The following is a 12692-nucleotide window of genomic DNA, read 5'->3' as shown; positions in this document are numbered from 1 at the left end:
GGCTAAAGCCGGTCCCACTAAAAGCACGCGGTGTTCTGTAGGACCGGCTTTAGCCGGGAAGCCCTTGATCTGCTCTTGATCTTCATACACAAGAATTCCAGACGACACCCATCGCGACTTGGGTGCAGGCTGAACGTAGGTTTCGCGGAGTGGGTCGAGCCGCATGGATGCGGCGAGAGCGCCGTCAGGACATGGAAGTCCGTTCGGCGCGGGCCCACGGAGCGGGACCGGAGTGAAGGAACCCGACGAAGTCGGGCCCAACCGAGAGCACAAGCCCTTGGTTACTTGGGGCTTTATCAAGTAACTCGCCGAAGGCGAAACGTCTGCCCCCAGGCAGACGCTCTTGATCTACCGCTTCTAAGCCACATCGACTAGCACGATCTCGCTGTCTTCGAGGGCCGTCACCCGCAACACACGCTCATCCTCAACCGCCACACCATCCCGCGCTTCGGCACGCAGGCCGTTGACCTCAATGACGCCCGTCGCAGGCACCAGATACGCCCGGCGGCCTGCATCCAGCACGTACTCCGCCGTCTCACCGGCCTTCAGATTGGCAGCCACCAACCGGGCATTGGCCCGAATCCGCAACTCGATATCATCGTCCGCCTTGCCGCTCGCCAGGGTCACAAAACCCTCGCGGTCGCCTTTCGGGAATGGCTTTGCGCCCCAGGACGGCGGAGCACCGACCTCGTCCGGCATGATCCAGATCTGGAAAATCCGTGTCTCCTTCGACTCCAGATTGTATTCACTGTGCGCCACGCCCGTGCCGGCACTCATCACCTGCACATCGCCCGCTTCGGTACGGCCACGGTTGCCCAGGCTGTCCTCGTGAGTGATTGCGCCCTCACGCACATAGGTAATGATCTCCATGTCCCGGTGCGGGTGACGCGGGAAGCCGGTGCCGGCTTCGATCACATCATCGTTCCACACCCGCAGCTGGCCCCAGTTCATCCGGCTCTCGTCGTAGTAACTGGCGAACGAGAAATGGTGATGGGCATTCAGCCAGCCGTGGTCTGCGCCGCCAAGGGATTTGAAAGGTCGAAGTTGCAGCATGATCAGTTCCTCCGTAGCAGGGCCGGGCCTGTGGCAGGGCGCCGCTGGTGATGACTTGTCAGTCGATGGAGCAATGATCTATCAACTAAATATCGATAAAAAGCGTAAGTTCTGCATGAATGCGATCGGTTAATTCGATACTTAGGCCTTCATGGGGCCTAGAAACACGCGGCCCTTTATCGGCTAACTCCCTGACCGCAAAGCATTTCACTGGAGCTGAAACGCGAATGGGGCGACCATAGGCGCCCTGTCGAAAACGCTGATACCCGGAGCCCGCGTGCCGCACGATTTTTCCGCCGAGCTACCCAACGAGCCAAACCAACTGCCTCCCGACCTGAATACCCCTGAACGCTTGCCGTTCTTCAAGCGGCTCGTTGCCCGCATGATGGGCAGCGGTTTGTCGCGCATGCAGGCGCAGCACGTGCCGTCGTGGCACCAGGGCCACGCCGATGGCTACCTCAACGGTCATGCCGAGGGCATGAACGAGGGTTACGCGGAAGGTCACCTGGATGGCATTGAAGAAGGCCGTCAGGTGCTGGTGATTCGCGACACCCGGCCCCTTGAGCACCGTGGTCCGAGGGTTGACGACCACCTGTTCGACGACTGGCGCCTGCCGCTGACCAACGAGCTGAAAAAGCGCATCAAGGCCGACGTCGCCGAGAAGCTGCCCGCTCACGCGCAACCCACCACTGCCCAGTGGAAGATGATTTTCAGCGACACGCCATCGACCTACGTGATTGCCGGTGCCGGGGCGGGCAAGTCGACGTCGCTGGTGTTGCGTGTGCTGTTGCTGAACCACTACCTGGGCTTTGAGCTGGACTCGATGACCGTAGTGACCTTCACCCGCGAGTCACGCAAGGATTTCATCAACAAACTCATCGAGATCATGGCGCTGTGGGGCCATGAGCTGACACTGCGTCAGGCCCGCGAGGTGGTGCGCACTTTCCATTCGCGGATCCTGCCGCTGGTGCGCAGCCTGCCGGGTTTCGAGCAATTGCAGGCCTTCGAGAACCTCAGCAGTCAGTCCGGCCAGCTGTTCGACGACAGCGCCGACAGCAACCCTTTCGACTTGCGCATCAATGACGCCCAGCGCCAACAGCTGAACCTGTGCTACCGGGATTTGTACGCCGCCAATCCGCGTTTTCGCGAGGTCATGGCGCCCTTGTACCGGCAGTCGCTGCAACTCAAGGAACTGGACCGCGATCACCCGGACGTGCAGAAGCGCATCACCGTGATGGGCCTGTCGTCCAAGCGCGACGAAGAGCTGTGCGACGTCATCGAAGACCTGTGGATTCGCGCTGGCGCGTGGCCGATTCAGGGCGTCGAGCCGATGCGCCAGACCGTCGAAGTCAGCGGCCTGACCTTCCACGTCCACGGTTATGCGGCCGAGCTGGATGCCTGGATTGTCCTGGGTTTCGACCCGAGCGAAGACCAGCACCTGCGCCGTCCGGACGCCAAGTTGCCGGTGTGGGCCGAGTGGGTGATCAAGCGCACCTTGTTTCAGGCGTTTTGCCGCAAGCCGGTCATCTGGCTGGAAAACTACCAGGCATCGCGCGGGATGATGCAGTCGTTGTCCGGCGCGGCCGTGGCGGGGCCGGGGTTCGATTACAAAGTCACAGGCGAGCTGAGCGCGGCGCCGTTGCTGGACTGTTTCGTCGCGGCCGCCAGCTTCATCGAAAATCTCGGGCTGGACGTGCCGGACGCCGTGGCGCAGATGAGCTTTTCGGATCAAGACCCCGACCGGTTTTTCTTTGAAGCGTTGAGCCTGTTCTGGAAGGCCTTCGAGAACCACCTGCTGGATCAATCACCGCCGGTGATGACCTACAACCGGATGTTTTCGCTGTTCGGTGAAAACTCGCCGGAGAACCTCAAGCTGGTCAGCGATGCAGGGCTGCGTCCGCTGTCGCATCTGATGATCGATGAGTTTCAGGACGTCTCGCCGCAAATCGTCTCGTGGATCCGCGCCAGTCTGCGGGAGATCCGCAGTCGCGGCCCGGCGCTGCATGTGGGCCGCGGTGCCCAGCGTTCATCGCTGCTGTGCGTCGGCGATGACTGGCAGTCGATCTACGGCTGGCGCGGCAGTTCGCCGAAATTCTTCATGGAGTTCCCCAAGGAGTTTTCCTCGCCCTCGACCACCAAGGTCATGCTCAGCGACAACTTCCGCAGCCACCAGCACATCATCGACGCCGCCGAACACATCGTGCGTGCGGCGCCGGCGATCAGCGGCAAGAAGGCCCGCGCCAGCGGCCCGGTGCAGGAGCTGCTGCCGGTGACCGTGCTGGACCGCGACGATGACCGATTGCTCGCGAGCCTGACCGAGCATTACCACGCCGGCGACTCGGTGCTGCTGCTATACCGCAAAGGCAGCGAACGCAGCCGCTTGCCGGAAGCCTTGCAGGACCTTGCCGATGCCGATTACAGGCTGCCGCCCCAGGAACGTCGTCTGAAGCAACTGACCTATCACAGCGCCAAGGGCCTACAGGCCGACGCCGTGTTTCTGCTCGGGGATTGTCAGCATCTGACGCAGTCGCCGTACAAGAATCAGGTCTATCAGCTGGCCGGACTGGGGCGGGAAGGGGATCTGGAAGCGTTCGACAACGCGCAGAAAGATGAGGTACTGCGCCTGGCTTATGTGGCGATCACCCGCGCCGTTCGTCACTGCTACTGGTTCATCGACGCTGCGGGCAATGACGACGGGAACATGCCGCGCGCCTCGGCACGGGTTGCAGGCGACAAGGCATTTTTCGACGATCGCCGAGGGGCTGCGGCACTCGCCACTCCACTCGGCGCATCCGTCGAACAGGGGCAGTACGTCCAGGTGGTCAGGCCCGATTGAGGTACAGAGAGCGCCTTGGAATGAAGGTTTCGACCTCCAGTTCAATGGCCTCGATGATGCGCTCCACGTCCGTCGCGTTCATCACGGTGGCGCAGGGAATGGCGGCGATGGCGATCACGGTCTCGCCGCTGGCCCGGTCAAAAAGACGGGCCACCATACTGCCGGGCGCGTCCATGTTGGCTTCGAAGCCCACCGGATGAAAATGCCAGCGCATCAGCTGGCAGGCGTTCGGGAATGTCACTTTGTTCATGGACCCACCTCGTTCAATCGAGCACTTCACAAGCTCCGCAGGGTAGGAAAACGGCAGGTCTGTTCAGGCTTCGGCAGCGATCGACACGTCGCGTGAGGAAGCCTGGCCCGCAGACCACGAGTCAGGTAAAGGTAGCACCGAGTTCTGACAGTGTCGGGAAATAAATCCTACACAATTGAGAATTTCATGTTTCGTTGATCTTTATCATGAATCGCTTATATGCGGATGCATGCTTGAACCAGCGCTGAATCGTTATAGCGATCTGAAAGCATCGTTAACGAGTTAGGTGGAAGAAATATATATCTCCAAACGCTCAAGGCGCCCGCATGAAAGTTGATGGGCGGCCGATAGCAAGGCGAGCGTCAATTAAAAGAATCGACGCAGCATCAGCCTTCCAGAGAGATCATCCATGTCGATAAGAAACATGAATATTGCGCCTCGCGCATTCCTGGGATTCGCGTTCATTGCCGCACTGGTTATTGGCTTGAGCGTTTTCTCGGTTCACAGGATGGCGCAGATACGCCAGACCGCCATCGACATGGAGTCCAATCAACTGCCGAGTATTGGCCATTTAAGTGGGATGCTGGAAAACAGCCTGCGCTTGCGCATCACCTCGTTTCGCACGCTGGTAAACCGAGAACCGGCATCGCTACGCGAAACCGATGCGCGGATCGCCGAACTGATTGGTAAGTTGCAGACAGCCAAAAAAGCCTACGCCTCGCTCCCGGCCGAGGCTGATGAGCTGACCGTGTACAACCAGTTTGAAGCGACGCTGGCAACGTTCCTCGACATTCAGGCCAAAGTGCTGGACTTGTCGCATCAAGATAAGGTTGAGGACATGCGCGCATTGATCAATACCCGCATGAAAGAAGCCACTGACCTCATGGGTGTGCAGATCAACCAGTTGATCGCCCTGAACACGAAGAGCGCCACTGAAGCGGGAGAGATTTCCAGAGCGGAATATGAAAGCGCCAACCTGAGCATGATTGCTGTTTCAGTGGTTGCCGTCCTGCTCACCATCATGTTGGCGTGGTTGCTCACCCGAAGTATCGTCAACCCGATGACCCGAGCAGTTCGCGCCGCAGAAGAGATCTCATCGGGCGATCTGACCCGCCCCATCGAGGTCGACGGCAAGGACGAAGCGACTCAGTTGTTGCGCGCTCTGGCAACGATGCAGCGCAATCTACGCCAGACCATCGAGCTGATTTCCGGCTCGTCCACGCAGCTGGCGTCGGCGGCCGAGGAACTGAGCGCGGTGACAGAAGAGTCCTCGCGCGGTTTGCAGCAGCAGAATAACGAGATTGAGCAGGCGGCAACGGCCGTCAACGAGATGACTGCCGCCGTTGAGGAGGTCGCGCGCAACGCGGTGTCGACGTCCGAAGCGTCACAGCAGTCCAATCAGGCCGCACGTCAGGGGCGTGATCGGGTAATCGAGACGGTGAAGTCGATTGAATACATGGCGACGCAGATCCACGCCACTTCCGGGTTGGTGGAAGGCCTGGCGGCTCAGGGCCGTGACATCGGCAAGGTGCTCGACGTGATTCGTTCGATCGCCGAGCAGACCAACCTGTTGGCGCTCAACGCCGCCATCGAGGCTGCGCGTGCGGGGGAGGCGGGTCGCGGGTTTGCCGTGGTCGCCGACGAGGTTCGTGCGCTGGCCCACCGCACGGCGCAGTCGACCACGGAAATCGAAGAGATGGTCGCCGGCATCCAGACGCGTACCGGCGAGGCGGTGCACTCCATGTCGCGCAACACCGACAGCACCCGCACCACGCTGAGCCTGGCCAGCTCGGCGGGTGATGCACTGGAGTTGATCACTGAAGCCATTGCGCAAATTAACGAGCGCAACCTGGTCATTGCCAGTGCATCGGAGGAGCAGGCGCAGGTGTCGAGGGAGGTGGACCGCAATCTGGTCAACATCCGCGACCTCGCCGCGCAAACAGCAGCGGGCGCGAATCAGACCAGCGCGGCCAGCCATGAGCTGTCGCGACTGGCGGTTGATCTGAAAGCAATGGTGGCTAAGTTTGTGATTTGACGAGTTAAGTCCGGGGTGCGCAAGTTTGAGGGGCTAACCCGATCCTGTGGGAGCCGAGCTTGCTCGCGAAGAGGCCAGTGAATCTGCTGAATTTCTGCGCGTAGAAATACCGCCTTCGTGAGCAAGCTCACTCCCACAGGTCCTGCGGCGTGCCCGAAATCTTGAGTTCACCTCAATTCTGTGGGAGCGAGCTTGCTCGCGAATAGAGTGGCAAAGCCGCTAGATCTCCAGCGGACGAACCTCAGTCTTCGCGAGCAAGCTCACTCCTACACGTCCTGCGGCGTGCCCAAAATCTTGAGTTCACCCTGGTCACCCCACAGGTGCTGCGAGCTGACTGATATCGCAAGCATTCCCATATCCCACAGAGTATCTATCAGCCATTCCACGCAGCGGGATTGACCAGATCCTTCGGTCGCTCGCCCGCCAGGGCCGCCAGCAGATTGTCCACGGCACAGCGGGCCATGGCCTCGCGGGTCTCGTGGGTCGCCGAGCCCATGTGCGGGGTCGCCACCACGTTGTCCATCTGCAACAGCGGCGAGTCCGGATTCACGGGCTCCTGCTCAAAGACATCCAGACCGGCCGCGCGAATCTGGCCGTTCTGCAGCGCGGCAATCAGCGCCTGCTCGTCCACCACCTTGCCGCGGGCGATGTTGATGAAGATCGTCTCCGGCCGCATCTGCGCAAACTGCTCGGCACCGATCAGCCCCTCGGTTTCGGCGGTCAGCGGCACGGTCAGGCACACAAAATCCGCTTCGCGCAGCAGGTCTTCCAGGCTGCGATAGCGGGCATCAAAGCGCGCTTCCACCGCCGGCTTGGGTGAGTGACTGTGATAAATCACCGGCATCCCGAACCCGAAATGCCCCCGTTGCGCCACCGCTTCGCCAATCCGGCCCATGCCGATGATGCCCAGCGTCTTGCCATGCACGTCGGAACCAAAGTGCTGCGGCCCGATGTTCTGCTTCCACTGGCCGTCGCGGACCATGTTCGCCAGTTCCACCACCCGGCGTGCCGTGGCCATGATCAGCGCGAAACCGGTGTCGGCGGTGGTTTCGGTGAGCACATCCGGGGTGTTGGTCAGCAGAATGCCGCGCCGCGTCAGGTACTCGATGTCGTAGTTATCGACCCCCACCGAGACGCTGGACACCGCTTTCAGCTTTGGCGCCAGGTCCAGCAGTTCGGCGTCCAGCTTCACGCTCGCGCCCAACAAAGCATTGGCTTGGGGCAGGGCGTCGCGCAGGCGGGCCAGGCCGTTGCTGGATTTCGGATCATCGATCAGCGTGACCTCGGCCTGGGCTTGCAGGCGCTCCATCAATGGCGCCGAGAGTTTTTTGTAGAGCACAACATGGTGAGTCATCTAAAGAGTTCCCGATCAGGAGTGGGCAGGCGCAGGACCAACGCCAGGCTTGTCGCTCAGCGGCCGGGCCTTGCTGTCCGGCTTGAGCAGCAGCGTCAGCACCACCGACACCAGCAGCGCGCCGCTCATGAACAGGTACGACGCGCTCAAGGTGCCGGTGACGCCGTTGAGGTAGCCGACGAGGTAGGAACCGGCGAACGAACCGAGCGCACCGAGGCTGTTGATCAGTGCCATGGCGCCGCCCGCGACGTTGGCCGGGAGGATTTCCGGGACGATCGCGAAGAACGGACCGTAAGGCGCGTACATGCAGGCGCCGGCGATGACCAGCAGCGAGTAGGACCACCAGAAGTGCTCGGTGCCCAGCGCGTAGGAGCCGTAAAACGCGACGGCGGCCAGCAGCAGTGGCGGCCAGACGAAGGCTTTGCGCTTCTGGGTTTTATCCGACGCCCACGACACCAGCACCATGCCGATCACCGCTGCCAGATAGGGCAGGGCCGAGAGCCAGCCGGCTTCAACCATGTCCATCTGCATGCCTTTCTTGATGATGGTCGGCAGCCACAGCACGAAGCCGTACACGCCGATGCTCCAGCAGAAGTACTGCGCGGCCAGCAACAGCACGCGCGGAGAGCGGAACGCCTCGGCGTAGTTTTTCACCGGCTTGATGCCGACCTGTTCGGCGTCGAGGCGCGCTTGCAGTTCGGTCTTTTCTTCAGCGGTCAGCCACTTGGCCTGGGCCGGACGCTCGTCCACCAGACGCCACCAGATAAACGCCCAGATCACCGCCGGCAGGCCTTCGACGATGAACATCCAGCGCCAGCTGAAGTGTGCGACCAGATAACCGGACACCACCGACATCCACAGCATCGTCACCGGGTTGCCGAGGATCAGCACGGTGTTGGCGCGGGAGCGTTCGGCCTTGGTGAACCAGTAGCAGAGGTACACCAGCATGGCCGGCATCACCGCCGCTTCGACCACCCCGAGCATGAAGCGGATGCCGATCAGCATGTAAGCGTTGGAAACGATGCCGGTCAGGGTGGCTAGGCCGCCCCACAGGATCAGGCTGACGAAGATGAGTTTCTTGACGCTTTTCTTCTGCGCGTAGATGGCGCCGGGCACTTGGAAGAAGAAGTAACCGAGGAAGAACAACGCCCCCAGCAAGGACGACATGCCCGGGGTGATGTGCAGGTCTTCGGCCATCCCCGACGCGGCGGCGAAGCCATAGTTGGCGCGGTCCAGGTACGCCAGGCTGTAGGTGATGAAGACGATGGGCATGATCAACAGCCAGCGACGTTTGAGGCCGGCGTGTTTCACGGATTCGAGCAGCTTTTCCATTTCAGGCTCCCTGAGCATGTTGTTTTTGTCGCAGCAGGTGATGGAGGTACGGTGTGTGTGAAAGCGAGGGTTCAGGCGCTCTGTCGTCGGGCGCCTGCCGAGACGTTGGCGGCATCGAGTGCGGCGCGGGTGGGCAGGCCTTCCATGTCGCCACGGCTTTGCACGGCCTGGCTGCCGACCCAGTTGCCCCGGGCAGTGGCTTGCTCGAACCCGAGGTTTTGCAACAGCGCGCTAATCACACCGACCGCAAAACCGTCGCCTGCGCCCACGGTGTCGACCACATTGGCCACCGGCACGCCGGGCAAGAACGCCTCATTGAGCTGAGTGCGGTAATACGCACCCTTGGCGCCGAGTTTGATGATCACTGCCTCTACGCCCATGTCCAGGTAGAAACGGGCGATTTCAGCCGGCGTGTCGAAACCGGTGAGCAATTCACCCTCGGCCAGCCCCGGCATGACCCAGTGGGCGTGACTGGCAAGGTGATTGACTTCGCGGATCATCGTCGCCTGGCTCGACCACAGCGAAGGCCGCAGATTGGGGTCGAACGACACGCTGCGACCGGCCTCGCGCATTTGCGTCATCAGCACGTGGGAAAGCTCCCGGCAGGTGTCGGACAGCGCCGCCGGAATGCCGGTGGCGTGCAGGTGCCGCGCCTTCAGCAGGTCGGGAACGATGTCGTTGACCGACAGGTGACTGGCCGCCGAGCCGCGACGGAAATACTCGACCATCGGATCTGCGCCTTCCAGCTCCAGGGATTTGAACTGGAAGCCAGTGGGGTGCGCGGCGTCCACGGTGACGTGAGCGCAGTCCACGCCTTCTTGTTGCAGGCTGTCGGTGACGAAGCGGCCCATGGAATCGTTGCCGACCCGGCTCAGCCACGCCACTTTGAAGCCCAGCCGCGAGAGCCCGATCGCCACATTGCTGTCGGCACCGGCGATGCGTTTCTCGAAGTGGCGCACCTGCGCCAGATCTCCGGTTTGCTCGGCCACCAGCATGGTCATGGTTTCGCCGAAGGAGAGAATATCGATCTCAGACATGGCTCAGCGCCTCCGTTTCCTTGGGGTGGGTCTGCGCTGATTGGGACTGGCCAAGGCGGGCGAGCAGGGCAACCTGTTCGCGGGTCACCTCCAGCAAGTCGTCGCCTTGCAGCGGGTACTCGATGGCGCGGGGCAGGTTCACCGGCATGTGCTGAATGAGCAATTCCCACTGTTGCAGGTCGATTGAAGCAGGCGGCACGGCGATGAGCTTGCCTGACGCGCTCCGGGTGATTGCCTTGCAGTGCAGGTATTCGACGTAACGGCCCAACTGCTGGGCAGCGTCACGGGCGGACTGGTCCTGCCAGCGCCAGTTGCCGATGTCGAAGGTCATGCCGATGGGCATTTGCAGCGCGGTGATCTGCGCGAAGAAGTGCACGAAGGGCTCGATGCGGCCGCCCTGTTCGGTCTGGTCGTTTTCCACCAGCAAGTGAACGTCGTAGGGCGCCAGGCGATCAGCCAGCGCGGCGACGTCGCAGTGCTCGCCAAAATGCCCCAGCGACACTTTGAGCCAGAACGCACCGCACGCGGTGGCGCGCTCCAGGGTCGGTTTCAATTCGGGGTTCGGTTGCGTGTCGCCTTCGAGCCACAACTCAAGGGGCGCCGAGTACAGGCACTCCAGGCCTTGAGCCTGAATGGCGCGGGCAAGGGCAGGGAAGTCCTGGTCATGCACGCCGGGGCTGAACAGCTCTTCGCGCAGCTCGATACGCTTGACGCCGGCATCAACCAGTAGCGGGATGAAACTGGCCTGGCTTTGGGCACGTACACGATCGGCACCGAAGGCGCCGAGGCTGATGGCAACGGATGGAAGGGTCATTATTATTGTCCTCTGAAACCGGTTACATTTTTCTTCGAACGAGCGAACCGGCTAAAAGTTCGCGTCGGCGTGCAGGGTCTGACCTGCGGTATCTGCGTAGTGGGGATGTCAGGTCTGTCGTCGGGTCGAGCCCCGCGCGATCAACTGCGCGGGGAAGTCGTACAGCCGCACTGGCTCCTGATCGCCACGCAGGCGATTGAGCAGGCATTCGAAAGCGGTGATGCCCATCTCATGGGTAGGTTGGGCCAGCGACGTGATGCCGCTGCCGACCAGCGGGTACCAGTCCAGCTCGTCGAGGGCGATCAGGCCGATGTCGTTGAACAAGTGACAACCCAGCTCATGCAATTGGCGGGTGGTGATCAGGGTTGCGACGCCGTTGGCGGTGAACAGCGCTTTGGGGCCGGGGCCTTCTTGCGCGAGGAAGTGGCGCAACCGATCGCGCAATGATTCGCCGGTTTCGCAGACCTGCCCATGCATGTCGGTTCGCTCGGCGATCTGTTTCTTGAAGGCGTCCATCCGCTCGATCCGCGAACTGGTGCCGTCCTGGGGTTCGGTGACCATGAGCACATCGCGATAACCGGCGTCATGCAGATGATCCAGCGCCTGCGTCACTGCCGTGACGTTGTCGAGGCCGACGAGGTCGCTGTGCAGTTCATCGACCTTGCGGTCCACCAGCACCATCGGCAGTTCGCGGTGCAGTTCGCGCAGTTCGTCGAGGTGATGGCCGAGGGTGTTCACGATCAGGCCTTCGATGTTGTAAGAGCGCAGGGCGGCGAGGTGCAGGCGTTCCTGTTCATCGTCGCGGTCGGTGTTGCAGACGACGAGGCTGTAGCCGTGTTTGCGGCAGGCCGTTTCGACGCCGTGCATGACGGCGATGGAGTAGGGGTTGCGGATGTCGGCGACGAGCATGCCGATCAGGCGGGTGCGGCCGCGTTTGAGGCCGCGGGCCATTTGGTTGGGGCGATAGCCGAGGGTGTCGATGGCCTGTTCGATGCGTTTGGCGATGGCATCAGACAGCAGTTGGCGGTCATCGCCGATGAAGCGCGAGACGCTGGCCTTGGAGACGCCGGCGAGGTCGGCGACATCGTTCATGGTGACGCGGGTGCGCGTCGGGGTGGAGATGCTGTTCACGGCCTGGACCTTATTGGATTTATCAGCAGGCTTATCGGGAGAGCGGTTGGGGCTCTGAAACCGGTTTCAGGAGACACCAGATTGTGGGGTTGCGTCAATACGCGGTTAAGGGCATCTGCCTAACGGCAGATATTTAGCCTTCGGCGTTTTTTCCAGATCAAGAGCGTCTGCCTGGGGGCAGACTGTTTCGCCTTCGGCGAGTTACTTGGAAAAGCACCCCAAGTAACCAAGGGTGCTTGCTCCTGGTTGGGCCCCTCCTGCGTCGGGGTTCCTTCACTCCGGTCTCGCTCCGTGGGCCCGCGCCGAACGGACATCCCTGTCCTGACGGCGCTCTCGCCGCATCCATGCGGCTCGGCCCACTCCGCGAAACCTGCGTTCAGCCTGCACCCAAGTCGCGATTGGCGGTGTTTGGGCTTTTTGTGCATGAAGATCAAAAGCAGATCAAAAGCAGAGCAACGGCTTCCCGGCTGAAGCCGGTCCTACAAAAGCACCGCGTACGCCCTGTAGGACCGGCTTTAGCCGGGAAGAGGCCAGCTCAGGCGCCGACATTTTTGCTGATAGCACGCCCTCCCTGTGGGAGCGAGCTTGCTCGCGAATGCTTTATCTCAAACACCAGATATCTGTTGGATGTACCGACCCCTTCGTGAGCAAGCTCACTCCCACAAGTCCATGGCGACTGATCTACCCTTGATCTGCTTTTGATCTGCTTTTGAACTGCTTTTGATCTTCGTACACAAAAAGTCCGGTCACCGCGAAACGCGACTTTGGTGCAGGCCGAACGCAGACGACGCGGAGTGGGCCGAGCGGCATGGATGCCGCGAGAGCGCCGTCAGGACATGGATGTCCGTTC

At 61.4% G+C, this 12692-nt stretch carries 9 protein-coding genes and 1 pseudogene; 3 read left to right on the top strand and 7 right to left on the bottom strand.

Going from position 1 to position 12692, the window contains the following annotated elements:
• Positions 1-357: 357 nt before the first annotated feature.
• Entirely contained in the window at positions 358-1053 is a 696-nt protein-coding gene (locus QMX88_RS26570; RefSeq protein ID WP_192173647.1) for a pirin family protein, read from the bottom strand.
• A 382-nt stretch (positions 1054-1435) separates the two neighbouring features.
• Here QMX88_RS26570 and QMX88_RS26565 point away from each other — a divergent pair, with 382 nt between their 5' ends.
• Positions 1436-3889 (top strand): UvrD-helicase domain-containing protein, encoded by a 2454-nt coding sequence (locus QMX88_RS26565; RefSeq protein WP_442969501.1) that lies wholly within the window; start codon positions 1436-1438, stop codon positions 3887-3889.
• On the opposite strand, the gene QMX88_RS26560 is transcribed toward QMX88_RS26565, so the two are convergent.
• Positions 3876-4139 carry a DUF1652 domain-containing protein gene (locus QMX88_RS26560; RefSeq protein ID WP_197983975.1) on the bottom strand — a complete coding sequence of 88 codons (264 nt, stop codon included), beginning with the start codon at positions 4137-4139 and terminating at the stop codon, positions 3876-3878. The genes QMX88_RS26565 and QMX88_RS26560 overlap by 14 nt on opposite strands.
• A 409-nt stretch (positions 4140-4548) precedes the next feature.
• Here QMX88_RS26560 and QMX88_RS29920 point away from each other — a divergent pair.
• Together QMX88_RS29920 and QMX88_RS29915 are read left to right on the top strand one after the other, a co-directional pair.
• A pseudogene (locus tag QMX88_RS29920) lies at positions 4549-5319 on the top strand (MCP four helix bundle domain-containing protein); the annotation flags it as partial.
• Positions 5311-6174 carry a methyl-accepting chemotaxis protein gene (locus QMX88_RS29915; RefSeq protein ID WP_442969500.1) on the top strand — a complete coding sequence of 288 codons (864 nt, stop codon included), beginning with the start codon at positions 5311-5313 and terminating at the stop codon, positions 6172-6174. The pseudogene QMX88_RS29920 and the gene QMX88_RS29915, both read left to right, overlap by 9 nt.
• 373 nt (positions 6175-6547) lie before the next feature.
• Here QMX88_RS29915 and QMX88_RS26550 read toward each other — a convergent pair whose 3' ends face one another.
• The 5 genes from QMX88_RS26550 to QMX88_RS26530 form a co-directional block, all read right to left on the bottom strand.
• Positions 6548-7528 carry a 2-hydroxyacid dehydrogenase gene (locus QMX88_RS26550; protein ID WP_282373241.1) on the bottom strand — a complete coding sequence of 327 codons (981 nt, stop codon included), beginning with the start codon at positions 7526-7528 and terminating at the stop codon, positions 6548-6550.
• Between the two features lie 15 nt (positions 7529-7543).
• Entirely contained in the window at positions 7544-8860 is a 1317-nt protein-coding gene (locus tag QMX88_RS26545) for an MFS transporter (protein WP_192173651.1), read from the bottom strand.
• Positions 8861-8931: 71 nt separating this feature from the next.
• Positions 8932-9897: a sugar kinase gene (locus QMX88_RS26540; protein WP_282373240.1), complete on the bottom strand. Its 966-nt coding sequence runs from the start codon at positions 9895-9897 to the stop codon at positions 8932-8934.
• Positions 9890-10711 carry a sugar phosphate isomerase/epimerase family protein gene (locus QMX88_RS26535; protein WP_282373239.1) on the bottom strand — a complete coding sequence of 274 codons (822 nt, stop codon included), beginning with the start codon at positions 10709-10711 and terminating at the stop codon, positions 9890-9892. The genes QMX88_RS26540 and QMX88_RS26535 overlap by 8 nt, the downstream gene beginning before the upstream one ends.
• A 108-nt stretch (positions 10712-10819) precedes the next feature.
• Positions 10820-11803, bottom strand: coding sequence for a LacI family DNA-binding transcriptional regulator (locus QMX88_RS26530; RefSeq protein WP_282373245.1), 984 nt, complete (start codon positions 11801-11803; stop codon positions 10820-10822).
• Positions 11804-12692: the final 889 nt, after the last annotated feature.

The sequence above is a fragment of the Pseudomonas sp. PS02290 genome, from assembly GCF_029960075.1.
Classification (GTDB): domain Bacteria; phylum Pseudomonadota; class Gammaproteobacteria; order Pseudomonadales; family Pseudomonadaceae; genus Aquipseudomonas.
Note: the sequence above shows the minus strand (reverse complement) of the source record. Positions and strands in the feature narration are given on the sequence as shown.

What these genes read in the sequence shown, in the direction of transcription:
- QMX88_RS26570 (WP_192173647.1), bottom strand. Translation starts at nt 1,053, where the DNA reads ATGCTGCAACTTCGACCTTTCAAATCCCTTGGCGGCGCAGACCACGGC.
- QMX88_RS26565 (WP_442969501.1), top strand. Translation starts at nt 1,436, where the DNA reads ATGATGGGCAGCGGTTTGTCGCGCATGCAGGCGCAGCACGTGCCGTCG.
- QMX88_RS26560 (WP_197983975.1), bottom strand. Translation starts at nt 4,139, where the DNA reads ATGAACAAAGTGACATTCCCGAACGCCTGCCAGCTGATGCGCTGGCAT.
- QMX88_RS29915 (WP_442969500.1), top strand. Translation starts at nt 5,311, where the DNA reads ATGCAGCGCAATCTACGCCAGACCATCGAGCTGATTTCCGGCTCGTCC.
- QMX88_RS26550 (WP_282373241.1), bottom strand. Translation starts at nt 7,528, where the DNA reads ATGACTCACCATGTTGTGCTCTACAAAAAACTCTCGGCGCCATTGATG.
- QMX88_RS26545 (WP_192173651.1), bottom strand. Translation starts at nt 8,860, where the DNA reads ATGGAAAAGCTGCTCGAATCCGTGAAACACGCCGGCCTCAAACGTCGC.
- QMX88_RS26540 (WP_282373240.1), bottom strand. Translation starts at nt 9,897, where the DNA reads ATGTCTGAGATCGATATTCTCTCCTTCGGCGAAACCATGACCATGCTG.
- QMX88_RS26535 (WP_282373239.1), bottom strand. Translation starts at nt 10,711, where the DNA reads ATGACCCTTCCATCCGTTGCCATCAGCCTCGGCGCCTTCGGTGCCGAT.
- QMX88_RS26530 (WP_282373245.1), bottom strand. Translation starts at nt 11,803, where the DNA reads ATGAACGATGTCGCCGACCTCGCCGGCGTCTCCAAGGCCAGCGTCTCG.